This window comes from Streptomyces sp. NPDC101110 (genome assembly GCF_044759525.1).
GTDB lineage: Bacteria > Actinomycetota > Actinomycetes > Streptomycetales > Streptomycetaceae > Streptomyces.
The window spans coordinates 81,869-104,916 of record NZ_JBIVZM010000009.1; the positions used below are offsets into that span (position 1 = coordinate 81,869).

The following is a 23,048-nucleotide window of genomic DNA, read 5'->3' on the forward strand; positions in this document are numbered from 1 at the left end:
TCCAGCCCGGGATATCCGGAAATCGACCGCACGTGCGTGCGATGTGGCACGATCGCGCTTGTGAGCAGCAGACCCGCCTCGGCGCAGCATCTGCGCGACCTCGCCCGCCTGCGTCGCGTCAAGGACCGCATCGACCGGGAGTACGCCAAGCCCCTGGACGTCGAGGCGCTCGCCCGGGGAGTCCACATGTCGGCCGGGCACCTCAGCCGTGAGTTCCGGCAGGCCTACGGGGAGTCGCCGTACAGCTATCTCATGACGCGGCGCATCGAGCGTGCGATGGCGCTGCTGCGCCGGGGCGACCTCAGCGTCACCGAGGTGTGCTTCGAGGTCGGCTGCGCGTCGCTGGGCACCTTCAGCACGCGTTTCACCGAGCTGGTGGGCATGCCGCCCAGTGCCTACCGGCGCGAGGCGGCGCGCGCGACGGCGGGGATCCCGTCGTGCGTGGCCAAGCAGGTGACCAGACCGATCAGGAATCGAGAAGCGCCGGCCCCGGGCCGAAACTAGCGTGAGGGCCATGGACCTTCGCATTCACGCCAGTTTCCTCCCGCACGACGACCCGGACGCCGCCCTGGCGTTCTACCGCGACACCCTCGGCTTCGAAGTCAGAAACGACGTCGGGTACGAGGGCATGCGCTGGATCACGGTCGGCCCCGTCGGCCAGCCCGGCACGAACATCGTGCTGCACCCGCCGGCCGCCGACCCCGGCGTCACCGACGACGAGCGCCGCACCATCGCCGAGATGATGGCCAAGGGCACCTACGCCAGCATCGTCCTGGCCACCACCGATGTCGACGCCACCTTCGAGCGGGTGCAGGCGGGCGACGCCGAGGTGGTCCAGGAGCCGGTCGACCAGCCCTACGGCGTCCGTGACTGCGCCTTCCGCGACCCCGCGGGCAACATGGTCCGCATCCAGCAGCTGAAGGCGCCGTAACCGTCCCCGCACCGCACGGCCCGCGCCGCTCCCCGGGAGCGGCGCGGGGCAACGAGATCGCCCGAGAGCGCGGCAGCGCCGCCCGACAGATGGAGACACCATGAGCAAGGCCACGACGACGGACAGACAGTCGCCCGGGCCGCACGTTGCCGACAGCCATGACGTGATCCGTGTGCACGGCGCACGCGAGAACAACCTCAAGGACGTCAGCATCGAGATCCCGAAGCGCCGGCTCACGGTGTTCACCGGTGTCTCCGGTTCGGGCAAGAGCTCGCTGGTGTTCGACACCATCGCGGCGGAGTCGCAGCGGCTGATCAACGAGACCTACAGCGCCTTCCTGCAAGGGTTCATGCCGAACCTGGCCCGGCCCGAGGTCGACGTCCTCGACGGGCTGACCACCGCGATCGCCGTCGACCAGCAGCGCATGGGGTCCGACCCGCGCTCCACCGTCGGCACCGCCACCGACGCGAACGCGATGCTGCGGATCCTGTTCAGCCGCCTTGGCACACCGCACATCGGCCCACCCGGCGCGTTCTCCTTCAACACCGCCTCGGTCTCGGCGAGCGGCGGCTTCACGGTGGACCGAGGGGCCGACAGGACCAAGACCGAGAAGGTGTCCTTCAGCCGCACCGGCGGTATGTGCACGCACTGCGAGGGCCGGGGCACGGTCTCGGACATCGACCTCACCCAGCTCTACGACGACTCCAAGTCGCTCTCCGAGGACCCCTTCACCATCCCCACCTACACCGGGGGCGGCTGGGTGGTGCGGGTCATCGCCGAGTCTGGCTTCTTCGACAAGGACAAGCCGATCCGCGACTACACCAAGAAGGAGCGGCACGACTTCCTTTACCGCGAACCGACCAAGGTGAAGATCAACGGGGTCAACCTCACCTACGAGGGATTGATCCCGAAGCTGCAGAAGAGCTTCCTGTCCAAGGACCGCGAGTCGATGCAGCCGCACATCCGGGCCTTCGTGGACCGGGCGGTCACCTTCACCCGGTGCCCCGAGTGCGACGGCACCCGGCTCAGCGAGCTCGCGCGCTCCTCGAAGATCGGCGCGGTGAACATCGCGGACGCCTGCGCGATGGAGATCCGCGACCTGGCGGAGTGGGTGCGAGGGCTCGACGAGCCGTCGGTGGCGCCGCTGCTGGCCAAGCTCCGGCACACCCTGGACTCCTTCGTGGAGATCGGCCTCGGCTACCTGTCGCTCGACCGGGCGTCGGGCACGCTCTCCGGCGGCGAGGCCCAGCGAACCAAGATGATCCGCCACCTCGGGTCCTCGCTCACGGACGTCACCTACGTCTTCGACGAGCCGTCCATCGGTCTGCACCCCCATGACATCCAGCGGATGAACAACCTGCTGCTGCGCCTGCGCGACAAGGGCAACACCGTGCTGGTCGTGGAGCACAAGCCCGAGACGATCGCCATCGCCGACCATGTCGTGGACCTCGGCCCCGGCGCCGGCACGGCGGGCGGCACCGTCTGCTTCGAGGGCAGCCTGGAGGGGCTGCGGGGCAGCGGCACCGTCACCGGGCGGCACCTCGACGACCGGGCCAAGATCAAGGCGGCCGTCCGCAAGCCCACCGGGGCGCTGGAGATCCGGGGCGCGTCGGCCAACAACCTGCGGGACGTCGACGTCGACATCCCGCTCGGTGTGCTCACCGTCGTCACCGGCGTCGCGGGCTCCGGCAAGAGCTCGCTCCTGCACGGCGCGCTGCCCGGGCAGGCGGGTGCCGAGGGCGTGGTGGCGATCGACCAGGCCCCGATCCGCGGCTCCCGGCGCAGCAACCCGGCGACGTACACCGGGCTGGCCGACCCGATCCGCAAGGCCTTCGCCAAGGCCAACGGGGTGAAGCCCGCCCTGTTCAGCGCCAACTCCGAGGGCGCCTGCCCCACCTGCAACGGCGCCGGTGTCATCTACACCGACCTCGCGATCATGCAGAGCGTCGCCACGCCCTGCGAGGAGTGCGACGGCAAGCGGTTCGACGCCTCGGTGCTGGAGTACCGGCTCGGCGGCCGGGACATCAGCGAGGTGCTGGCGATGCCCGTGGCCGAGGCCGAGGAGTTCTTCGGCGGCGGCGAGGCCCGCACGCCCGCCGCCCACAGGATCCTGCAGCGGCTCGCGGACGTCGGGCTCGGCTACCTCACCCTCGGCCAGCCCCTCACCACGCTGTCCGGCGGCGAGCGGCAGCGGCTCAAGCTGGCCACGCACATGGGGGAGAAGGGCGGCGTGTACGTGCTCGACGAGCCGACCACCGGGCTCCACCTCGCGGATGTGGAGCAGCTGCTCGGTCTGCTCGACCGGCTCGTCGACTCCGGCAAGTCGGTCATCGTGATCGAGCACCACCAGGCGGTCATGGCGCACGCCGACTGGATCATCGACCTCGGCCCGGGCGCCGGCCACGACGGCGGCCGGATCGTCTTCGAGGGCACCCCGGCCGACCTCGTCGAGGCCCGCTCCACGCTGACCGGGGAGCACCTGGCGGCCTACGTGGGCGCCTGACGGGAGTCCGCGACCGTGGGGTGGGCACGTCGGGCCCGCCTCACGGGCGACCATGTCGGACATTAAGTACAAATGCGGCGAATATCGGCATCTGATGGGGGCACTCCGTCTCCTGAACCCCCACGGAACGGAGCCGCTGATGATCATCAAGAAGATGCATGAGATGGGCGTCCGCAGCGAACACGCCTACCTGGCCGGCATGGCCTCCATCGGCCTCAGCGTCGTCGCCTGGATGGGCTCCCGGAAGATGGAAGCAGGCACCGGCGTCGCCCGCGCCGACCGCTGGGGCATCTTCGTCGGCGAATGGGCGCCCACCTTCTTCGGTCTCGGTCTCGCCCTGTCCCACTACGAGCAGCAGGACGGCACCCTCACGGCCGAGGTGCACGAGTTCCGTCCGACGCGGAAAGCGGGCTGAACGGCCCAGTCCGGCGCGCGGCGGTCACCGTCGCCGCGCACCCTGGTCCCATGGCGTCGGAGAAGCCCGTCGTGGTCTACCCGCCCGCCGCGGACGGCGGCCGGCGGGTCCGTGTGGACGGCCAGTTCCTCGGGATCGCCTACGGGCCGCTCGACATCGCCGAGTTCCTGCGGCGCGCCGGGATCGAGGACGCGGACGAGGCCTATGTGGCGGCCACGGGGCTCATCGAGTGGCGCGGAGGCGGCCCCGGAGCATGGGTGGCCGGTCGGGACGGCGACTCCGCCTAGCGGGCTCGCTTCGCCCGGTCGTGCGCGGCTGCGCGGAAGTCCCGCCTCGCACGGGACTGCGTGGAAGTCTCGCTTCGCCCGGACTGCGTGGAAGTCCCGCTTCGCCCGGTCGTGCGCGGCTGCGTGACCCCGGGGCGGGTCGGGCAGTTGAGTCGGGCATGAAGAAGCGCAGCATGCTCGCCATCGCCTCCCTCGCCACCGGCTTCGTCGTCGCGGCCGTCACCCCGTCCCACGCCGTCGGGGAGGGTCTCGGAACCCTGAGTGTCGACGAGACGCTCAAGACCCTCGACAAGACCGTGGCCAAGGACAGCCTGTCCCTGGACCGGGAGAACGGCCCCCGGGCCAAGAAGAAGGGCTGACGAGCCGCACGGCCCCGCGGCCACGGCGCCGGTGCTCCCGCGTGAGGGGGCGCCGGCGCCGTCGTCATGCGCCCTCAACTGCGGCTGGTTTCCGTGGCAGGGTGGAGCGGGCAAGCCTCTGGGGGCCAACAGAAGAGGGGGACCTGTGACCGTCGTCTGGATCAACGGCGCGTTCGGTGCGGGGAAGACCACCACCGCACGGGAGCTGATCGAACTGATCCCGAACAGCACGCTCTTCGACCCGGAGGTCATCGGCGGCGCGCTAGCCCATCTGCTGCCGCCCAAACACCTCGCCGAGGTCGGCGACTTCCAGGACCTGCCGATCTGGCGACGGCTCGTGATCGACACGGTGGCCGCGTTGCTCGCCGAACTCGGCGGGACCCTCGTCGTCCCCATGACCCTGTTGCGCCAGGAGTACCGCGACGAGATCTTCGGCGGCCTCGCCGCCCGCAGGATTCCGGTCAGCCACATCCTGCTCGCTCCGGCTGAAACGATACTGCGGGAGCGTATAGCGGGCCGTGAGATTCCTCGGGATCTCCCCGACGGTGACGCGCGAATACGCCAGTGGTCCTTCGACCACATCGAGCCGTACCGGACCGCCCTCGCCTCCTGGCTCACCGCCGACGCCCACCCGGTCGACACCAGCGACCTCACGCCGTACGAGACGGCCGTGCGGATCGCCGAGGCCGTCACCGACGGGTCCGCGCCCGTCTGCGACATCGTGCAGACGCCCGAGCCCACCGCCGAGACCGTCGCCGCCGGAGTGCTCCTCTTCGACGAGCAGGACCGCGTGCTGCTCGTCGACCCCACCTACAAGGCCGGCTGGGAGTTCCCCGGCGGCGTCGTCGAACCCGGCGAGGCACCCGCGCGAGCCGGAGTGCGGGAGGTCGCCGAGGAGACCGGCATCCGCCTCGACCGGCTGCCCAGCCTGCTCGTCGTGGACTGGGAGCGCCCCGTACCCCCCGCGTTCGGCGGGCTGCGCCTCCTCTTCGACGGCGGACTGCTGCACTCCGCTGAGGCCGGCCGGCTCCTGCTGCCCGGCCCGGAGCTGCGTGCCTGGCGGTTCGTCACCGAGGCGGAGGCCGCCGACCTGCTGCCTCCCGTGCGCTACGAGCGGCTGCGCTGGGCGCTGCGGGCACGTGAGCGCGGCGCGGCGCTCTATCTGGAGGCCGGGGTGCCGGTCGGCTGACGCCGGGCCCGCCGCCCGCCCCCTTTACCCGGCACGGGGGATTCCGAGGGAAAAGCAAAAGGAAACGAGGGCGTGGCCACGGCCAATCGCTGCCCAAGGAATCTCCCGGGAACACTCACGCCGCGGGTAATCACATTCCCCGCTCTCGTCAACACTCTTCCAGCTCGGCAAACAATCCCTTTTCTCGCCCCTGCGCGGCTTGACCGGGCTCGCACGCCATTGCGAAAGTCCGCAGAGTCTCACGGCGGAAACAACGACCGCCACCCAATTTCCTTGCCCCAGGGGCAGATCCGGGATGTCCGTACGATGACGACGCAACACCAGCCGGTCGACACCGGCGGCGGCACCGCGCTGCTCGCCGAGCCGTCGACGCAGGACTCCAGACCCGGCGGCACGGTAGTCGCCGGACGCTCACCGGCCAGGACGGCCTGGCGGCGGATCAGGCGGGACAAGGTCACCACGGCCGCTCTGCTGGCCACCCTCCTGTTCCTTGCGATCGCACTCCTCGCCCCGGTGCTCACCGCACTGACCGGCTGGGGACCGATCACCCCCGACAACAAGGCGATCAATCCGGACACGGGCAACTTCCCGTACGGATCGCTGGGCGGCATCGGAGCCCGGCACCTGCTCGGCGTCGAACCGGGCACGGGCTACGACCTGTTCGCCCGCATCGTCTACGGTCTGCGCACCTCCCTCTACGTGGGTTTCGCCTCGGCCCTGCTGTCCACCGCGGTCGGTGTCGTGGCCGGTCTCGCCGCCGGCTACTTCGGCGGCTGGGTCGACTCCCTGCTGTCCCGGATCATGGACGTGATGCTGGCCTTCCCCCAGCTGCTGTTCATCATCGCCCTCACCCCGGTGATCCAGAACGCCCTGCAGACCGACGGTCACGGCGGCACCGACGAGAACCTGCGGCTGCTGGTCCTCGTCCTCAACATCGCCGTCTTCGCCTGGGCGTACACCGCCCGCCTGGTGCGCGGTCAGGTACTTTCCCTGCGCGAAAGGGAGTTCGTCGACGCCGCGCGGCTGATGAGCGCAGGCCGCCGGCACATCCTCTTCCGGCAACTGCTGCCCAACCTCTGGGCTCCGATCCTGATCTCCTTCGCGCTCGCCGTCCCGCAGAACATCACCACCGAGGCGGCGTTGTCGTACCTGGGCGTGGGCGTCATCCCGCCCAATCCCGACTGGGGAGCCGTGCTGTCGGACGCCTCCCAGTTCTTCCTCCAGGACCCGATGTACCTCTTTGTGCCCGGCGTCCTGCTCTTCCTCCTGGTCCTGGCGCTCAACCTGCTCGGGGACGGCGTCCGGGACGCCCTGGACCCCCGCGCCCGACGCGGCTGACGAGCCATCCCCCGAGTGTCGCCCCGGCGGTCCCACCAACGGCCGCCGAGCCCGTAGCAAGAACGGAGTCACCCCAATGACGCGCACCACGCGCACCGCGCGCAGATCGCGCACGGTCACTCTCACGGCGACCGCCGTGGTGATCGCCCTCGGAGCATCCGCATGCGGAGGGTCCTCCGGCAACAGCGCCGGCGGCTCCCCGTCGAAGGGCGGCACGCTGACGATCCTCGACGACGCCGACTTCAACCACATCGACCCTCAGCGGACGTACACCACCGAGGGTTCGAGCATGGACTACGAGCTTGTGCGCACCCTCACCGGATGGGACGAGACGGGCTCCCAGCCCAAGCTGGTGGGCGACCTGGCGACCGGCACCGGAACACCCAGCAAGGGCGCCACGGTGTGGACGTTCCACCTGCGCCACGGGGTCAAGTGGCAGGACGGCAGCGACGTCACCGCGCAGGACGTCAAGTACGGGGTCGAGCGGGCCTTCTCCCCGGACATCAACGGCGGCCCGCCGTACGCCAGTCAGTGGCTGGTCGGCGGCGACTCCTACAAGGGGCCGTACCAGGGCAAGCAACTCGCCTCGATCCGGACACCGGACAAGTACACCCTCGTCTTCCATCTGAACCAGCCGGTCGCCGACTTCAACGAGACGACGGCGATGACCGGATGGTCCGCGGTGCCCAAGGCCCACGACACGGGCGCGACGTACGACACGCATGTCTGGTCCGACGGGCCCTACATGATCAAGTCGTACACCAAGAACAAGGAAATGGTCCTCGTCCGGAACAAGAACTGGAGCCGGTCGAACGACCCGATCCGGCAGCAGAACCTCGACGAGATCGACGCGAAGTTCGGGCAGGACCAGGCCGCCATCGACCAGCAGATCAAGTCCGACGGCGGCTCCGCCCGGACCGCGATCACCCAGACACCGATCGCCGGCTCCGACCTGACGACCATGGCCGGCGACCCCTCGCTCAAGTCGCGCTACTACAAGATCCCCGCCCCGGGCATCAACTACCTGGCGATCAACATGAACCGGGTGAAGGACCTCAAGGTCCGCCAGGCGATCGAGTACGCCATCGACAAGACCACCGTGCGCGGCGCCTTCGGCGGTTCGGCCTACGGCGGCTACGCCACCACGATGCTCGCCCCCGGCATCGACGGGCACAAGGACTTCAACCTCTACAGCAGCAACCCCGCCGGTGACCTCACCAAGGCCAAGGCCCTGATGAAGCAGGCCGGCAACCCCAAGCCGACCATGTCGCTCGCGGTGGAGAACATTCCCACGCACGAGCACTTCGCGGACGCCGTGAAGACCGCGCTCGCGAAGATCGGCATCACGGTGAACATCACGCCGATCGACAAGAACAACTACTTCAGCACCGTCGACAACGTGAAGAACCAGTACGACCTGACCTGGGGCGACTGGATCGCGGACTGGCCGAACGCCTCCACCGTCCTGCCCACGCTCTTCGACGGACGGCAGATCAAGAAGCTCCCGCAGTCCAACAACGACCTGGCCTACCTGAACGATCCGAAGGTCAACGCGCAGATCGACAAGATCGGCAGGATGACCGACATCAAGCAGCGCAACGCCGCCTACGGGAGCCTGGACGAGCAGATTCTCAAGGACGCCGCCGTGGTCCCGCTGATGTACATGAACTTCAGCGAGGTGAGCGGCTCGAGGGTCGGCGGTGTCATCGACGACCCGATCATGGCCGAGCCCAGCCTGGTGCACGCCTACATCAAGCAGTGACGCATCTCCTCTGAACCCCGTCGGCGGCCTCGTCCGCCGGCGGGCACCCCACTCACGTCAGGTCCCGGCACCCCATGTTTCGATACCTCATCAGACGCCTGCTGGCAGCGGCTGTGATCATGCTGGTGATCACCACGATCACCTTCTTCATCTTCTTCGCGCTGCCGTCCAACCCCGCGCTCCTGGCCTGCGGAAAGACCTGCTCGCCCTCCCGCCTCGCGGAGATCAGGCATTCGCTGGGCCTGGACCGGAGCTATCTGACGCAGTACTGGGAGTTCGTCAAGGGGCTCGTCGCGGGCCGTGACTACGGCGACCAGAGCGTCCGTATCCACTGCGCAGCGCCCTGCCTCGGCATCTCGTTCCAGACCGACACCCCTGTCCTGACCACCCTGCTCCAGGACTTCCCGGCGGACCTCTCCCTCGGGCTCGGCGCCGCGGTGGCGTTCCTGATCCTCGGCGTGGGCCTCGGCACCGTCGCGGCGGTGCGCAGGGGCCGGGCCGCCGACAAGGCGGCGGTGGGACTCGCCCTGTTCGGCGTGTCGGTGCAGATCTATTTCATCGGCCTGCTCCTGCTCTACCTCTTCGTCGACAAGTTCCAGCTCCTGCCGACCTCCGGCTACACACCGCTCACCCAGGACCCGGCCGGCTGGTTCCAGGGACTGATCCTGCCGTGGGCCACCCTGGTCATCGTCTACCTCGCGATGTACACCCGGCTCGCCCGCTCGTCCATGCTGGAGGTCTTCGCCGAGGACTACATGCGCACCGCCCGCGCCAAGGGCCTGCCGGCCGTCACCGTCGTGCTCAAACACGGACTGCGGGCGGCGATCACCCCGATCATCACCATCTTCGGCATGGACGTCGGCTCCCTGATCGGAGGGTCCGCGGTCATCACCGAGTCGGTGTTCGGCATCAACGGCATCGGCAAGCTCGCCGTCGACTCCGTCCAGAACTCCGACCTGCCGGTCATCCTCGGCACCACCCTCTTCGCCGCGACGTTCGTCGTCCTCGCCAACGTCGTCGTCGACCTGGTGTACGGCCTTGTCGACCCGCGCGTACGCCTCGCCTGAGCCCCTCTTCGTCCTTAGGAACAGCCGTGTCCGTATCGACCTCACTCCAGCCCGCGGACGTCAGCCCCGCGCCCGCACCCTTCCTCGACGTACGCGACCTGAGGGTGCACTTCCCGACCGAGGACGGCCTCGTCAAGTCCGTCGACGGCGTCTCCTTCACCCTGGCGAAGGGCAGGACCCTTGGCATCGTCGGCGAGTCCGGCTCCGGCAAATCGGTGACCTCACTGGCCCTGCTCGGACTGCACAAGGGCACCCGTGCCCGGGTCTCCGGCGAGATCCGGCTGGAGGGGCGGGAACTCGTCGCCCTGCCCGAGGCCGGGATGCGCGCCCTGCGCGGCCGTACGGTCTCCATGATCTTCCAGGACCCGCTGTCCGCGCTGCACCCCTTCTTCACCGTCGGCTCCCAGATCGCCGAGGCCTACCGGGTGCATCACAGGGTCTCCAGGAAGGAGGCGAAGGACCGCGCGGTGGAGATGCTGAGGCGGGTGGGGATTCCGCAGCCCGAGCGCCGGGTCAGGGACTACCCGCACCAGTTCTCCGGCGGCATGCGCCAACGCGCCATGATCGCCATGTCGCTGGTGTGCGACCCGGCCCTGCTGATCGCCGACGAGCCCACCACCGCTCTCGACGTGACCGTCCAGGCGCAGATCCTGGACCTCATCCGCGACCTCCAGGAGGAGTTCGGCTCCGCCGTCGTCATCATCACGCACGACCTCGGCGTGGTCTCCGACATCGCCGACGACATCCTGGTGATGTACGGCGGCCGCCGCATCGAGTACGGCGCCACCCGCGACGTGCTCAAGCAGCCCCAGCACCCCTACACCTGGGGCCTGTTGCAGTCCATGCCGCACCTCAGCGGTGACGTGGGCGAACGGCTCGACCCGATCCCCGGCACCCCGCCGAGCCTGATCAACCTGCCGGACGGCTGCGCCTTCCACCCCCGCTGTGCCTACAAGGGCTGGGTGGCCGGGAGCCGTTGCACGGCGGAACGGCCGGGGCTGCGCCCCGTCGCGGGCAGCGAACGGCACCTCGCCGCCTGCCATCTGAGCGACGACGCGAAGCAGGAGATCCGCGGCGGGGCCGGTCCGGACGACCGCGGCGGGACAGCAGGCCCGGACGCCCGCGGTGCGGCAGCAGGTCCGGACGCCCGCGGTGCGGCAGCAGGTCCGGACGCCCGCGGTGCGGCATCAGGTCCGGACGCCCGTGGTGCGGCATCAGGTCCGGACGCCCGTGGTGCGGCAGCAGGTCCGGACGGTCGCAGTCCCTCAGTCGGCCCGGACAGCCGCGGCACCGCAGCCGCACGAGCCGCGCAGTGACGCCGGCTGACGAAAGGGAGCATGCCGTGAGCACCACCGAGCCCCTCACCGGGCCGAGCACCGACCGCCCCGCAGGCGGCGACCCCGGCGAGCACCTGCTGCAAGTACGCGGTCTGCAGAAGCACTTCCCGATCCGGCAGGGCATCGTCTTCCAGCGGCAGATCGGGGCCGTCCGGGCCGTCGACGGCATCGACTTCTCGGTCGCGCCCGGCGAGTCGCTGGGCCTGGTCGGCGAGTCCGGCTGCGGCAAGTCGACCACGGGCCGCCTGATCACCCGGCTGCTCGAACCGACGGGCGGTACCGTCGTGTTCGACGGCGAGGACATCACGCACCGGCCCGCCGCGCGGATGCGGGAGGCCCGCCGCAACCTCCAGATGATCTTCCAGGACCCCTACTCGTCGCTGAACCCCCGCCACACCGTCGGCACCATCATCGAGACCCCGATGCGGCTCAACGGCATCAACCCCGCCCAGGGGCACAGGAAGCGCGCACAGGAACTCCTGGAGACGGTCGGCCTCAACCCCGAGCACTACAACCGGTACCCCAACGAGTTCTCCGGCGGTCAGCGCCAGCGCATCGGCATCGCCCGCGCCCTCGCCCTGCGGCCGAAGCTGATCGTGGCCGACGAGCCGGTCTCGGCACTGGACGTGTCCATCCAGGCGCAGGTCGTCAACTTGCTCCAGGACCTCCAGCGGGAGTTCGGTATCGCCTTCGTCTTCATCGCCCACGACCTGGCCGTCGTACGGCACTTCTCCGAGCGGGTGGCCGTGATGTACCTCGGCAAGATCGTCGAGGTCGCCGAGCGGGAGTCGCTCTACACACGGCCCCGGCATCCCTACACGCACGCGCTGCTGTCCGCGGTGCCCGAGGCCGACCCGGACGCCGTCGAACGGCGTGAACGCATCCGGCTGGCCGGAGACGTGCCGTCCCCGATCGACCCGCCCTCCGGCTGCCGCTTCCGCACCCGGTGCTGGAAGGCGCAGGAGAACTGTGCCCTGGAGGAACCTGCTCTGGTGCGCGTCGAGGGCAGCCCCTCGGGCCATCTGACCGCCTGCCACTTCCCCGAGGAGCCGTCCGTCACCGCACGGCGGGAGGACATCGTCCTGGACCCGGCCCTCGGCTAGAGTCTGTCGTTTGGATCATGCCGACCCGAGTGGCTCGGCCGAGAGGCGCAGTCACTCTCGGCCGACCTGATCCGAACGACAGGCCCTGGGCGGCGCCTCGGGGCGCAGACCCGCGGCGGGGCGTCTCACGCGACGGCGGTTCCCTCCAGTTCGACGAGCTGGCCGGGGATCGCCAGGCGGGTCACACCGAGCATGGTGGTGGCCGGTGCCACCCCGGCGGCGCCGAGCCGCGCCGCCAGCACGCCGTAGTGCGGGAACAGCAGGTCGACGTCCGTGGTGTAGACGTTGAGCCGGACCAGGTGGGCGAGGGACATGTCGGCCTCGCCGAGCACGGCCTGAAGGTTGTCGAGGCTCAACGCCAGCTGCGCGGCCATGTCACCCTCGTGCAGGGGCTTGCCGTCGGCGCTCATGGCGGTCTGTCCGGAGCAGTACAGGGTCCGGGTGTGCCCGGTGACGAGCTCGCCCTGGTTGAACCCCATCTCCTTCGACCATGACACCGGGTTGACCGCTGTTCGTTGCACTGCCACATCCACTCCATCGCATCCAGGGGAAGTACGTACGTCCATGGGCGTCGTGTTCTCCCCCTCGCCCTGACGCCGGTAAGGACGAGCCTGCCGCCAAAACATGACACCTTCGGTCACGTATTCGGCAGGACTCTCACGACGTGGGGAACAGACCCGGCCCGGGAGGGGTGGGGCCGTCGGTGCGGACGCCGGCGGTGACCCGCAGGAACTCCAGGTTCTCCGCGTCGGCGGATCCCGCCGCCACCGTGTAGACCACGAGCCGGATGTCGCAGCCCGGGACGGTGAGCACGTCGCAGTCGCACCGGACCTCGCCTACCTGGGGATGCACGACGGTCTTGCGGGCCGAGACGTGCGGGCCGACGGCGCCCTCGTCCCACAGCCGGGCGAACTCCGCACCGCCGGCGCCCAGTTCCTCGACGAGGCCGATCAGCGCACGGTCGCGGGGGTGGTCGACGAGGGCCGTACGCAGATCGGCGACGAGAGCGGGCTTCAGGGCGTCACCGTCCTGGAGCACGGGCCAGGCCGCCAGGGTGCTCGGCCCCGGGGCGAAGACGGCCCGCACCAGGCCTGGCGGACTCCGGCCAGGCCCTCGACGTGATGGCGATCGACATCGCCGTCATGGACGCCGCCTGGCAGCCGCAGGTGCGGGCCGAAGCCGTCGAACGCGTCCTTGCCGCACTGGCGAAGGCGTGCGGGCTGGAGAAGCCGGCGCCGGCCTGGTGGGTCAACTTCCGGGTGATCGACGAGGGCAGCTGGGGCTCCTCCGGCGGCGTGCTGTCGATCCTGCCGTTGCTGGAGAGCGGGGTGTTCACGCAGGACAGGGTCAAGGCAGTCCGTGCCGCGCTGGGCGTGTGACGGCCGAAGTGATGAGCGAGGGCGGGTTGCGTGCATGCCCCGGCCCCGGTCACCCCGGCCGGGACCGCCATCGGCGCCGGGCGCGTGTGCAAAGGAAGGAGACCGCGGCGGGCCGGGGGCGTCGCCTTCGACCGTACTCCGGGCGAAGCCTCAACAGCCGGGCGCATTAGGGTCGATGGCATGACGACATCCCTTGCCGGCAGTGCTTTCGACTCGCTCCGCCTCGACGCCGTGCCCGACCAGGACGCGTTGCGCCGGGTCTACGAACTGCCCAAGGACACGGCCCTGCGCAAGCAGATGACCGAACTCACCGAACAGACACAGCGGTTGATCGCGTGCTCGTCGCTGGTCCTGGTCGCCAGCACGGACGCCGACGGCAACTGCGACGTCTCCCCGCGCGGTGGCCCCGCGGGGTTCGTCGCCGTCCTGGACGCACGGACGGTGGCGATACCCGACGCGACCGGCAACAAGCGTCTGGACACCCTGCAGAACGTCATCGCCACCGGCCGGGCCGGGCTGCTGTTCATCATCCCCGGGCGCACCACGACGCTCAGGGTGAACGGCCGGGCCTGCGTCTCCACCCGCCCGGAGCTGCTGTCGCAGCTGACCGCCGTGGGCAAGCCGCCGGCCAGTGCGCTGGTGCTGGGGATCGAGGAGGTCTACCCGCATTGCCCCAAGTCCCTGCTGCGCAGCGGGGCCTGGAAGCCGGAACAGTGGCTGCCGGCAGACGCCCAGCCGACCTCGGCCGAGGTGACGCTGGCCCAGTTGCGGATGCCGGAACTGACGATCGCCGACATCCAGCAGGCGGAGGCGGATTCGCTGAAGTACCGGTACGAGTGAGCGCCGCCTCCGGGCCGGGAAAGGGTCGGCATCGGGCCGGACGGCGTCCGGCTCGCCGCCCGCACCTCGCCCCGCACCTGTGGCAGGGGGCCTCGGGCGCCGGCCATCGTCCTGCCCGGCAGTTGGTGCGTGGCTCGACCGCTCGCTCGAGGGACGGGGTCGTTCCTCGAGGCTCGGCGCCTCTCCTGCCCGGGGGACGGGGCGCTCGCCCGCCCCGTGGCGGCCAGGACAGCGCTGCCGGCCACCGCGGGAAGCGCCACGCCCACGACGGCCGACCTCCGCAGGTCGGCGGATCGGCGTGGGCCCGTGGGCGCCGCGGGGGCCGGCCGGCTTCGCTGAGCGCTCGCCCCGACCGCCCCCCGAGGCGGCGTCACCGCCCCGGCCATCAGGCACCCCCGGGCTCGTGCCGCCCGCTACTTCGACTTGCGGTTCGCGGAGAAGGCGGGCTCTTGCCTCAGCGCCTCGATGGCCTCTTCCATTTCGCTGACCTTACGGCGCAGTTGCACCAGTTCCTCGCGCTCGGCGGTGGTCAGCGCGCCCCGAGGGCCTTCGCCTCGCTCCGCCGCCAGCTCCTCCGCGATCGCCGCCGCGAACGCGTCCACGTCGTCCTCGGTGGTGTCGAAGGAGGTCATCCAGCGGACCTCGCCCGCCTGCTCGTCCCAGGTGTAGAAGCGGAAACGCTTCTGGAGACGCTCGATGACGGCAGGCGGCAGGACGGCGAAGATCTGGTTGGCCTGCACCGGGCGGTGTATCTCCAGGCCGGGCAGTCGGCGCACCGCCTCGTACAGCCGCTGGGTCATCGCGTTGGAGCGGGCCGCCGAGCGCAGCCAGAGGTCGCCGCCCAGCAACGCCTCGAACTGCACCGACATGAAACGCATCTTGGAGCCCAGCTGCATGCTCGTCTTGCGCAGATGAGCCATGCCGCGCACCGCGTCCTCGTTGAGCACGATCACCGCCTCGCCGAAGAGCAGCCCGTTCTTGGTGCCGCCGAGCGAGAGGACGTCCACGCCGGCGTCGGTGGTCATCTCACACAGGGACACCCCGAGGGTGGCGGCGGCGTTGGCGAGCCGGGCGCCGTCCAGGTAGACGAGCATGCCGAGGTCGTGCGCGTGATCGCAGATCGCACGGATCTCGTCCGGCGTGTAGCAGGTGCCGAGCTCGGTGGACTGGGCGATCGAGACGACCTTGGGCCTGGCCCGGTGCTCGTCCTCGAAACCCCATGCCTGACGGTCGATCAGCTCCGGGGTGAGCTTGCCGTCCCATGCGGGCACCGTCAGCAGCTTGATCCCGGCGACCTTCTCGGGCGCCCCGCCCTCGTCGACGTTGATGTGGGTCGACTCGGCGCAGACCACGGCGTCCCAGCGGTCGAGCATGGTCTGGAGCGCGACCACGTTCGCGCCGGTGCCGTTGAAGACCGGGTAGGCGTGCGCGGTGGGGCCGAAGTGGCCGCGCACCACTTCCTGGAGGCGCTCGGTGTAGACGTCGGCGCCGTAGCTGACCTGGTGGCCGCCGTTGGCCAGGGCGATCGCCGCAAGGACCTCGGGGTGCGCACCCGCGTAGTTGTCGCTGGCGAAGCCGCGCTCGTCCGGGTCGTGTCGTCGCTGTACGGTCATGGTGCTCGCCTACTTGTTTCGGTTGGACGGGTGTGACACATGTGATCCGGACGGGCGCCGGCCGGTCCGCTCAGGCCGGCGTGGGCTCCGTCCGCGCGCGGGCCTTCTCCAGACCGCGCACCAACGGCGGCGCGGCGAGCCCGAGCAGGGCGAAGAGCGCCCCGAGGGCCAGCCAGCCGGTCGCCGCCGCGCCGACGACCAGGGAGGTCATCAGCCACGGCCCGGCGAACTGCTGGAGCCCGCGCCCCAGGGAGAACACCGCCTGGTATTCCCCCTGCCGGCCCGCCGGGGCGAGCCCGAAGGACAGGCCCCAGCTCGCCGACGCCTGGTAGAGCTCGCCGAGGACGAGCACCAGCGCGCCGCCCAGCAGGACCGCGCTGTCCAGGAGCGCGCCGTGCCCTCCGCTCATCGCGAAGACCAGGCAGGACGCCCCCAGCGCCCACCCCGCCCAGCGCAGCATACGCGCCGCTCCGGCCGGGGTACGCGCGCCCTTGCTGACCGCGACCTGGAACAACAGCACCAGGACGGTGTCGAGGATCAGCAGTCCCGACACCAGAAGCGCGGGCGCGTCGGTGCTGGTGACGATCCACAGCGGCAGACCGACCGTCAGCAGCGGGTGGTACAGCTCCAGAGCGCCGCACACCAGCGCGACCGCCACATAGCGCACGTCCCGCAGCGCGGCGCTGCGCAGCACCCCGCCCGGCGCCTCGGCGGCGGTGGTCCCGGCCCCGGCGCCCGCGGGCAGCCGCATCCCGAGCAGCACGGCGACGGAGACCAACTGGAGGGCGGCGTTGGCGAGGACCGTGGCGTACAGGGCGGTCGAAGTGCCGGCCGCGATGGCGGCTCCGGCCAGCGCCGCGCCGCCGAGGAAGCCCAGATTGAACAGGCTGCGCATCTGAGCGCTCACCCTGACCCGCTCCGCCTCGCCCACCAGCGCGTCCGTGAGCGACGCCTGCAGCGCGCCCGCCGAGGTCTCCAGGACCGCGATGGCACAGGCGACCGCGAGGAACGCGGCGAAGCCGTCCACCAGGCAGTACGCGGTGAAGCCGACGGCCGCGAGCAGGAAGTTGACGGTGAGCACCCGGCCCGCGCCGAGCCGGTCAGCGAGCCGGCCGATGGGCACCGTGCAGAGCAGACCGCAGAGCCCGGCGACCGACAGGGCGAGGCCCACGCGCTGGGCGGGGATGCCGACGGTCCGGGTGAAGAACACGGCGCTGGCGGTGAGGAACACCCCGAGCCCCAGGGACTGGATGAGCGTGAGGACGCCGAGTCTGCGCGCGTTCCCGGCGGCCGGAAGGGTCTCCCGGAACCACGCGCGCAGCACGGCGCCGTACCGGCGTGCCTCAGCCACGCGGCTCAGCTCCCTCGGCCCGCTCGGTCCGCAGCCCGTACACCTCCATCACGGTGTGCACCGCGGCGCGCACCCCGGCGGCACTCCGCCCCCGGAACCGGAAGATCCCGCAGCCTTCGTCATAGCTGCCGGGCCCGGTCATGACCTGGCCGATCGCGGGCAGTTCCTCGTGGTAGACCTCGGGAACGGCCGACCCGGGCGAGGTGCGCGCGACGACCCGTCCGGGCAGCTCGCGCGGAGCGGGGTAGATGAGCCAGCCGCCGGCCCGGGGCCCGACCGGTTCGGACGGCTGCCACAGCGGGGGCAGGCCCAGGGCAGCCCGGAACGCCTCGGCGAACAGGTCGATGCCGAAGAGGTCGACATGCAGGAACGGCACCTGCGCGCCGCCCGGCCGCAGCCCGACCTCCAGGAACACCAGCTCGCCCCCCGGGTTCCGGATCACCTCCAGGTGGAACGCGCCGTCGCGCAGCCCGAGCGCCCGCAGACAGCGGTCGGCGAACGTGGTGAGCTCGTCGCGCTCGGGGCCCGGGTCGAGCAGCACCGAGCCGAGCGGGCGGCCGTGTGCGTAGTCCAGGCAGGTGTGGACGTACTGGGAGGCGGTGACGAAGTGGAGGCGGCCGGAGCGGCGGACACCGTCGACGTGGAAGATGTCCCCCTCGACGTACTCCTCGCACTCGTACGCCTCGGGGTCCACGCCCACGAGCGCGTCGCGCAGTTCGTCGGTGCTGCGGACGACCGTGACTCCCTGGGAGCCCGCCTCGGCGCGCGGCTTGAGGACCAGGGGCAGACCGCCGAGGGCGTCGACGACCGCCTCCGCCGAGGGTGCGTCCTCGAGGCGCAGGAACCGGGGGACCCGCAGCCCTGCCGCGCCCACTGCGCTCTTCATGGCGGGCTTGTCCTTGAACCGCTCGACGAGGTCGAGACCGTAGCCGCCGGGGACGCCGAGTGCGGCCGAGAGCCGGGCGGCCGTCAGGATGTCGTACTCGGACTGGCCGAAGACGGCCTCGGGCGTGCCGTGCCGGTCCGCGATCTCCCGTACGAGGGGCAGCAGGTCGTCGTGGGCGAGGCTGTCGCGCACATGGACCTCGGTCGCCCCGTCCCGGTCGAGCGCGGGCAGCCCGCCGGGCGTGGTGAGGTACACCGTCCGGCAGGGGTGGCCGTCGAGGAAACGGTGGTATTCGCCGAACTCGTCGCCGGAGCGGTTGAGGACGACGTACAGGGGAGTGGTCCGGTCGGTCACGCGTCCGCTCCCGGTCGCAGGGTGTCGGGCAGGCAGGCGTCCAGATCGGCGGCGCTCACCCGGCCGAAGCCGGGCGCGGGCCGGTCCCGGTGGGCCGGGGTCCTGGCGAGGAAGGCCGCCACGCGGGGCTCTCCGGCTCCGCCGAGGCCCTGCCAGACGAGCTCGGAGAGGTCCGGCATCACCGGGAACGCCAGCAGGGACAGGCCCTTGAGCCACCAGTACGCGCCGTCCTCGGCCGCGTGGGCGACCGCGTCGTCGGCGCACCAGCGGTCGAGCGCCGCGACCGCACGCCGGGTCGAGACACGGGCGCCGTCGAGCGCAGCGGACTGCTCGGCGAGCAGGGATTCCAGGAGGGCGACGACGGCGGGAGCGGGTGCCTGCGGTGGCCCCCCGGGGAGCCGGCTCCAGGCGGCGTCGATCTGCTTGCCCAGGCCGTCGGCGAGCGTGGCGTTCGCGGTCCGGAGGAAGTCCGCCGTCTCGAAACTCGCCGCCTCGGACTCCAGGTCGGCCCCGGCGAGGTGGTGCCGGACGGTGTCCACGCCGATGGCGGGCGACGCGGCGATGTCCGCCGCCCAGATGGCGTGCCGGGCGCTGGTGGAGAACTTCCGCCCGGCCAGCCGGTAGAAGTTGTTGATCAGGCACCGGTCGTACGGCTTCATGTCGCCGTGCAGCAGGCTGGTGCCGACGATGGACACCAGGGTGGGGATCACGTTGTCGATCCCCAGGGTGGTGATGGTGGTGACTCCGGAGTCCGGGTCGAAGGCGTTCACCCCGGTGCCGGAGAGCCGGCCGTGGACGGCGCCGGCGAGGCGGGCGAACATGAAGATCCCGGCGTAGGGGAAGAGGGCGCGCGGCACGTCCGGCTCGGCCGCGGGCAGCGGAAGTCCCCACGTCTGCGGGGCGCTCAGCCGTACGGTCAGGCCGTCGCGCTCCAGGAACCGCGCCACGGTCGCCCGGTAGCGGTCGGCGACGCCCAGGTCCACGAGCGTGGCGTCCAGCAGGTCGCGGTCCGGCAGCCGCAGGAAGAGGCTGGAGATCTCCCGCCAGGTCAGCGGCCCCTCATCGAGCAGGGGGCACGGATCGACGACCGACTCGGGCAGGAAGTGCGCACTGCACTCCTCACAGAAGTAACTGGCGATGCCCGCCCCGCACTCGGGGCAGCGGCCCTGGAGCCAGCCGCCCACCACCCAGCGGTCCGACGCCGCGCAGTGCGGCACGCGCTCGGTGCGCGTCAGCACCGCGCCCCGGGCCGTCAGCCGCTCGATCGAGGCGGCGACCTCCTGCTCGAACTGCTCTCGCCAGGGCTGCCGGTCGGGGACGATGAACGCGTCGATGCCGATGCGCATGGCCGCCAGGTCGTCCTGGATGCGCTGTCCGTAGCGCGCGGCTACCTCGCCGGGCGTGGAGTCCTCGGCGTGCGCCCTGAGCGCCACGTACGACTCGTACACATCGCTGCCGGTGATCACCAGCGGCAGGTCGCCGCGGACCCGCAGATGCCGCGCGATCATGTCCGACCACAGGAAGGGGCCGCCGATGTGGCCGAGGTGCAGGGGGCCGTTGGGCGTGGCCTCGGGCGGCACCAGGAGGTAGTGCCGGGGGGTGTGCGGGTCCCCGGTCAGCAGGCTCATGTTCGCGCGCTCCCGTCGAGCAGGTTCAAGGCGTCCTCGGCCATGGCCGGGGCGAGTCGGTAGCCGGAGCCGGAGCCGCCGACGGCCATGACCACGTCGTCGCCGCCGACGGTGTCCACGACCGGCAGATGGCCGGGGGTGAAGCAGTCGCTGAATACGCGGCCGCCGAGCAGGTGGGGCAGGAATCCCGGGACGTGCCGGGCGAGCAGGGCCCGGGCGAGTTCCCGGTCGCGGGCGTCGATGGCGAGCGGCTCGTCGGGGCCGCGGTCCCAGTCGGGCGAGGTGATGCTGAAGATCCAGTGGCCGCCGGGGCGGTGGGGCAGCAGGAAGGCGTCGGCGTCCTCCAGGATCAGTGCCGGGGCGCCCGGCGGGGGCGGCGTCATGATGTGGAACGCCACCACCTTCTTGACCCGGGCCCCGCGCTCGCGGGCCGCCGCCGCGACCGGGCCGTCGAGGACCCAGGGGCCCGGCGCGAGGACCGTCTTGGCGGCGGTGATCCGGCTGCCGTCGGCGGCGACCAGTTCGACGCGGCCGCCCGTACGGCGTACTTCGGTGACCCGGAAGCCCTCCAGGAGGGTGTTGTCCGGGCGGCCGAGGACCTCATCGAGAAGCCGGTCGGCGAGCCACTGGGGCTGACCGGCCGTCATGGAGTCGGTAGCCAGAAGGATTTGGTAGTCATGGTGGGCGAGCCCGGGGAACGTCCGGTCGAGCAGGGCCCGTTGTTCTCCGGTGACCGGGCGGGTGCTGCCGCCGTCGGCCATGGTCGCGTCGAGGGCGGCCGTGTTCGCGCGCGTCACCAGCCAGCGGACGTCGACCGGCACGCGTCCGGCGTCGCCGAGTTTGGCCGCGAGCTCCTCGAAGAGCGCGGTGCTGCGGGCGGCCAGGGCGCGCTGGGCCGGGTTGTGCCCCGTGGGCGTGTCGAACCCGGCCGAGTAACGGGTCGCGCCCACCCCCCGTCCGGCGTGCGTGATCACGGCGACGCGGCGGCCCGGGTCCCGGCGCGCGGCGTAGTACGCGGTGAGGACGCCCACCATGCCCGCGCCGACGACCGCGAGGTCGTAGTCGGGCGCCTCACCGGCCCCGGTGGTGCGCTCACTCATCGGTCGCCGGCCACCAGAAGGAGTAGATGACCAGCTCCTCGCCCTGGTCGGCGAAGATCTCATGGACGTTCTGCGAGGCGAAGCCCACCAGGGAGCCGGGTCCGACGAGCGACCGCTCGCCGTCCACCTCCAGCGTGCCGGATCCGGCCTGGACCACCCAGATCTCCTGCACCTCGTGCTGGTCGGGCGAGCTGGTCCCGCCCGGTGGCACGGTGAAGCGGGCCGCCTCGAACGGCACGCGGGGGAAGACCGAACGGGCGAAGTCCGCCTCGGCGACGGTCACTCCGTCGGGTTCCACCTCGGTCGGACCGAAGGGGACCAGGGGGCCGACCGCCTCGGCCTGGAACTGCGAGACCTGACGAGTGGTCATACCGGGTACCTCGTTTCACCCAGCACGCTGTTGAGGATGACCGCGCTGCGCCAGGCGAGCAGGCTGAGGTTGGGATCGGCGACGCCCCAGGAGTGCCGGGCGCCGTTCTGGAGGTAGATCCGGTTCTCCGCGGGCCCGTCCCACGCGACCGAGAAGTCGTCGCCGACGACGAGCATCCGGCTGTCCCGCCGCAGCCGAGCATCCAGCGGAGCCATGAAGTCCGGCAGCGTGTAGGCGTATCCGGTGCTCAGGATCACGATGTCGGCGGCGAGGACAGCGGGTGCGTCGCCCGGGCCCGAGGACTCGACGGCGAGCTTGTACTCGTCAGGGCCGCCCTCGATCGCGGTGACCGCGCAGTCCGCCAGGAAGCGCAGCCTGCCGGGGTTGTCCTCGATGAACTCGTCGCGGTAGCTCAACCGGTAGATGTCCTGGAGGACTTGGAGGTCGATGCCGTCGCTGGTGTACCTCTGCTGCTCCAGGAGCCGGACCTTGTGGTCGGCGGGCAGCGCGTGGAAGCGGCGTACGTAGTCGGGCGTGTAGAGGTCGTTGGCGAACGGCGAGTCGTCCATCGGCAGGAACGACGGGCGCCGGCTCACCCAGGTGATGCTCTCGGGTGCCGCGCCGGCCGCCAGATGGCGCACGATCTCCGCGCCGCTCTGGCCGCCTCCGACCACGACGACCCGCCGTCCGGTCACCTCCGGGGCCCGCAGCAGGAACTCCCCGGAGTGGAAGACGGTGGGGCCGAGGAAGGGACGGAACGGCTCGGGGACGAACGGGGCGAGCCCGGTGCCGAGTACGAGGTGACGTGCCGTCACTTCACGCTCTCTGGTGCGGAGGTGGAAGGCACCGCCGTGGAAGTCCACGCTCTGCACGTCCGCACCGAACGTCAGGCTCGGCAGCCGCCCGGCGACCCACTGGAGGTACTGGTTGAACTCGGCGCGCAGGACCGCCGGGAAGTCCGCGGCCAGGAACCGGTAGAGCCGGCCCTCACTCGCGAGGAACGACAGGAACGAGAAGGGGCTGGTCGGATCGACCAGCGTCACCAGGTCCTTGAGCAGCGAGACCTGGAGAGTGGCCTCGGGCAGCAGCAGTCCGGGGTGCCAGGAGAAGCTCTCACGGCGTTCCAGGTGGGCGCCGCGCAGCCCTTCGACCGGATGCGCGAGGGCTGCGAGGCTCATGTTCGCGGGGCCGATGCCGACGGCCGCGTAGTCGAGTATGGGTGCGTTCATGGTGGCA

Annotated in this window: 22 protein-coding genes and 1 pseudogene; 14 read left to right on the forward strand and 9 right to left on the reverse strand. The window is 71.0% G+C overall.

All coding sequences use genetic code 11. The annotated features are described in order from the left end of the window. The first annotated feature begins 60 nt into the window (after positions 1–60). The 12 genes and pseudogenes from ACIQU3_RS21820 (at position 61) to ACIQU3_RS21875 (ending at position 12,291) form a co-directional block, all read left to right on the forward strand. Positions 61–504, forward strand: coding sequence for a helix-turn-helix transcriptional regulator (locus ACIQU3_RS21820; protein WP_104785109.1), 444 nt, complete (start codon positions 61–63; stop codon positions 502–504). Positions 505–514: 10 nt separating this feature from the next. Continuing rightward, on the forward strand, positions 515–931 hold the full coding sequence (locus tag ACIQU3_RS21825; protein ID WP_385652796.1) for a VOC family protein: 417 nt from the start codon (positions 515–517) through the stop codon (positions 929–931). A 100-nt stretch (positions 932–1,031) separates the two neighbouring features. Then, positions 1,032–3,434 carry an ATP-binding cassette domain-containing protein gene (locus ACIQU3_RS21830; RefSeq protein ID WP_403927213.1) on the forward strand — a complete coding sequence of 801 codons (2,403 nt, stop codon included), beginning with the start codon at positions 1,032–1,034 and terminating at the stop codon, positions 3,432–3,434. Between the two features lie 139 nt (positions 3,435–3,573). Next, positions 3,574–3,849, forward strand: a complete 276-nt coding sequence (locus tag ACIQU3_RS21835; protein WP_403736032.1) for a hypothetical protein — start codon at positions 3,574–3,576, stop codon at positions 3,847–3,849. 50 nt (positions 3,850–3,899) lie between these two features. Continuing rightward, on the forward strand, positions 3,900–4,136 hold the full coding sequence (locus ACIQU3_RS21840) for a hypothetical protein (RefSeq protein ID WP_403736028.1): 237 nt from the start codon (positions 3,900–3,902) through the stop codon (positions 4,134–4,136). 158 nt (positions 4,137–4,294) lie between these two features. Then, positions 4,295–4,495, forward strand: a complete 201-nt coding sequence (locus ACIQU3_RS21845) for a hypothetical protein (protein ID WP_403736024.1) — start codon at positions 4,295–4,297, stop codon at positions 4,493–4,495. Positions 4,496–4,640: 145 nt separating this feature from the next. Continuing rightward, complete coding sequence (locus tag ACIQU3_RS21850) at positions 4,641–5,684, forward strand: NUDIX domain-containing protein (protein ID WP_403736021.1); 1,044 nt, start codon at positions 4,641–4,643, stop codon at positions 5,682–5,684. 306 nt (positions 5,685–5,990) lie between these two features. Then, positions 5,991–7,022 (forward strand): ABC transporter permease, encoded by a 1,032-nt coding sequence (locus ACIQU3_RS21855; RefSeq protein ID WP_403736018.1) that lies wholly within the window; start codon positions 5,991–5,993, stop codon positions 7,020–7,022. A 76-nt stretch (positions 7,023–7,098) separates the two neighbouring features. Next, entirely contained in the window at positions 7,099–8,784 is a 1,686-nt protein-coding gene (locus ACIQU3_RS21860) for an ABC transporter substrate-binding protein (protein WP_403736015.1), read from the forward strand. Between the two features lie 74 nt (positions 8,785–8,858). Beyond that, entirely contained in the window at positions 8,859–9,851 is a 993-nt protein-coding gene (locus ACIQU3_RS21865) for an ABC transporter permease (protein ID WP_403736012.1), read from the forward strand. Positions 9,852–9,877: 26 nt separating this feature from the next. Then, positions 9,878–10,924, forward strand: a pseudogene (locus ACIQU3_RS21870) (ABC transporter ATP-binding protein); the annotation flags it as partial. Between the two features lie 269 nt (positions 10,925–11,193). Further along, positions 11,194–12,291: an ABC transporter ATP-binding protein gene (locus ACIQU3_RS21875; protein WP_403736009.1), complete on the forward strand. Its 1,098-nt coding sequence runs from the start codon at positions 11,194–11,196 to the stop codon at positions 12,289–12,291. 125 nt (positions 12,292–12,416) lie between these two features. Here ACIQU3_RS21875 and ACIQU3_RS21880 read toward each other — a convergent pair whose 3' ends face one another. Further along, on the reverse strand, positions 12,417–12,812 hold the full coding sequence (locus ACIQU3_RS21880) for a RidA family protein (protein WP_403927508.1): 396 nt from the start codon (positions 12,810–12,812) through the stop codon (positions 12,417–12,419). Positions 12,813–12,948: 136 nt separating this feature from the next. Further along, positions 12,949–13,377: a hypothetical protein gene (locus ACIQU3_RS21885; RefSeq protein WP_403927215.1), complete on the reverse strand. Its 429-nt coding sequence runs from the start codon at positions 13,375–13,377 to the stop codon at positions 12,949–12,951. A gap of 35 nt (positions 13,378–13,412) precedes the next feature. On the opposite strand from ACIQU3_RS21885, the gene ACIQU3_RS21890 reads away from it, so the two are divergent. Together ACIQU3_RS21890 and ACIQU3_RS21895 are read left to right on the forward strand one after the other, a co-directional pair. Beyond that, positions 13,413–13,670, forward strand: a complete 258-nt coding sequence (locus ACIQU3_RS21890; RefSeq protein ID WP_403927218.1) for a hypothetical protein — start codon at positions 13,413–13,415, stop codon at positions 13,668–13,670. Between the two features lie 180 nt (positions 13,671–13,850). Further along, complete coding sequence (locus tag ACIQU3_RS21895) at positions 13,851–14,510, forward strand: MSMEG_1061 family FMN-dependent PPOX-type flavoprotein (protein ID WP_403735999.1); 660 nt, start codon at positions 13,851–13,853, stop codon at positions 14,508–14,510. 413 nt (positions 14,511–14,923) lie between these two features. Here ACIQU3_RS21895 and ACIQU3_RS21900 read toward each other — a convergent pair whose 3' ends face one another. From ACIQU3_RS21900 to ACIQU3_RS21930, 7 genes are all read right to left on the reverse strand, one after another. Further along, a complete protein-coding gene (locus tag ACIQU3_RS21900) occupies positions 14,924–16,123 on the reverse strand; it encodes a threonine aldolase family protein (protein ID WP_403927220.1) in 1,200 nt (399 codons plus the stop codon). Between the two features lie 70 nt (positions 16,124–16,193). After that, positions 16,194–17,474, reverse strand: coding sequence for an MFS transporter (locus ACIQU3_RS21905; protein WP_403927223.1), 1,281 nt, complete (start codon positions 17,472–17,474; stop codon positions 16,194–16,196). After that, positions 17,467–18,714: an acetyl-CoA carboxylase biotin carboxylase subunit family protein gene (locus tag ACIQU3_RS21910; RefSeq protein ID WP_403735986.1), complete on the reverse strand. Its 1,248-nt coding sequence runs from the start codon at positions 18,712–18,714 to the stop codon at positions 17,467–17,469. Before ACIQU3_RS21910 ends, ACIQU3_RS21905 begins: the two co-directional genes overlap by 8 nt. After that, positions 18,711–20,342, reverse strand: coding sequence for a class I tRNA ligase family protein (locus tag ACIQU3_RS21915; protein WP_403735983.1), 1,632 nt, complete (start codon positions 20,340–20,342; stop codon positions 18,711–18,713). Before ACIQU3_RS21915 ends, ACIQU3_RS21910 begins: the two co-directional genes overlap by 4 nt. Further along, a complete protein-coding gene (locus tag ACIQU3_RS21920) occupies positions 20,339–21,442 on the reverse strand; it encodes an NAD(P)/FAD-dependent oxidoreductase (protein ID WP_403927225.1) in 1,104 nt (367 codons plus the stop codon). The genes ACIQU3_RS21915 and ACIQU3_RS21920 overlap by 4 nt, the downstream gene beginning before the upstream one ends. Then, complete coding sequence (locus ACIQU3_RS21925) at positions 21,435–21,812, reverse strand: cupin domain-containing protein (protein WP_403735977.1); 378 nt, start codon at positions 21,810–21,812, stop codon at positions 21,435–21,437. The genes ACIQU3_RS21920 and ACIQU3_RS21925 overlap by 8 nt, the downstream gene beginning before the upstream one ends. Then, positions 21,809–23,041: a lysine N(6)-hydroxylase/L-ornithine N(5)-oxygenase family protein gene (locus ACIQU3_RS21930; RefSeq protein ID WP_403927228.1), complete on the reverse strand. Its 1,233-nt coding sequence runs from the start codon at positions 23,039–23,041 to the stop codon at positions 21,809–21,811. The genes ACIQU3_RS21925 and ACIQU3_RS21930 overlap by 4 nt, the downstream gene beginning before the upstream one ends. Positions 23,042–23,048: the final 7 nt, after the last annotated feature.

Coding starts and splice junctions, on each gene's coding strand:
- ACIQU3_RS21915 (WP_403735983.1), bottom strand. CDS start 20,342: ATGAGCCTGCTGACCGGGGACCCGCACACCCCCCGGCACTACCTCCTG.
- ACIQU3_RS21900 (WP_403927220.1), bottom strand. CDS start 16,123: ATGACCGTACAGCGACGACACGACCCGGACGAGCGCGGCTTCGCCAGC.
- ACIQU3_RS21855 (WP_403736018.1), top strand. CDS start 5,991: ATGACGACGCAACACCAGCCGGTCGACACCGGCGGCGGCACCGCGCTG.
- ACIQU3_RS21925 (WP_403735977.1), bottom strand. CDS start 21,812: ATGACCACTCGTCAGGTCTCGCAGTTCCAGGCCGAGGCGGTCGGCCCC.
- ACIQU3_RS21835 (WP_403736032.1), top strand. CDS start 3,574: ATGATCATCAAGAAGATGCATGAGATGGGCGTCCGCAGCGAACACGCC.
- ACIQU3_RS21920 (WP_403927225.1), bottom strand. CDS start 21,442: ATGAGTGAGCGCACCACCGGGGCCGGTGAGGCGCCCGACTACGACCTC.
- ACIQU3_RS21840 (WP_403736028.1), top strand. CDS start 3,900: ATGGCGTCGGAGAAGCCCGTCGTGGTCTACCCGCCCGCCGCGGACGGC.
- ACIQU3_RS21890 (WP_403927218.1), top strand. CDS start 13,413: ATGGCGATCGACATCGCCGTCATGGACGCCGCCTGGCAGCCGCAGGTG.
- ACIQU3_RS21865 (WP_403736012.1), top strand. CDS start 8,859: ATGTTTCGATACCTCATCAGACGCCTGCTGGCAGCGGCTGTGATCATG.
- ACIQU3_RS21845 (WP_403736024.1), top strand. CDS start 4,295: ATGAAGAAGCGCAGCATGCTCGCCATCGCCTCCCTCGCCACCGGCTTC.
- ACIQU3_RS21895 (WP_403735999.1), top strand. CDS start 13,851: ATGACGACATCCCTTGCCGGCAGTGCTTTCGACTCGCTCCGCCTCGAC.
- ACIQU3_RS21825 (WP_385652796.1), top strand. CDS start 515: ATGGACCTTCGCATTCACGCCAGTTTCCTCCCGCACGACGACCCGGAC.
- ACIQU3_RS21830 (WP_403927213.1), top strand. CDS start 1,032: ATGAGCAAGGCCACGACGACGGACAGACAGTCGCCCGGGCCGCACGTT.
- ACIQU3_RS21860 (WP_403736015.1), top strand. CDS start 7,099: ATGACGCGCACCACGCGCACCGCGCGCAGATCGCGCACGGTCACTCTC.
- ACIQU3_RS21930 (WP_403927228.1), bottom strand. CDS start 23,041: ATGAACGCACCCATACTCGACTACGCGGCCGTCGGCATCGGCCCCGCG.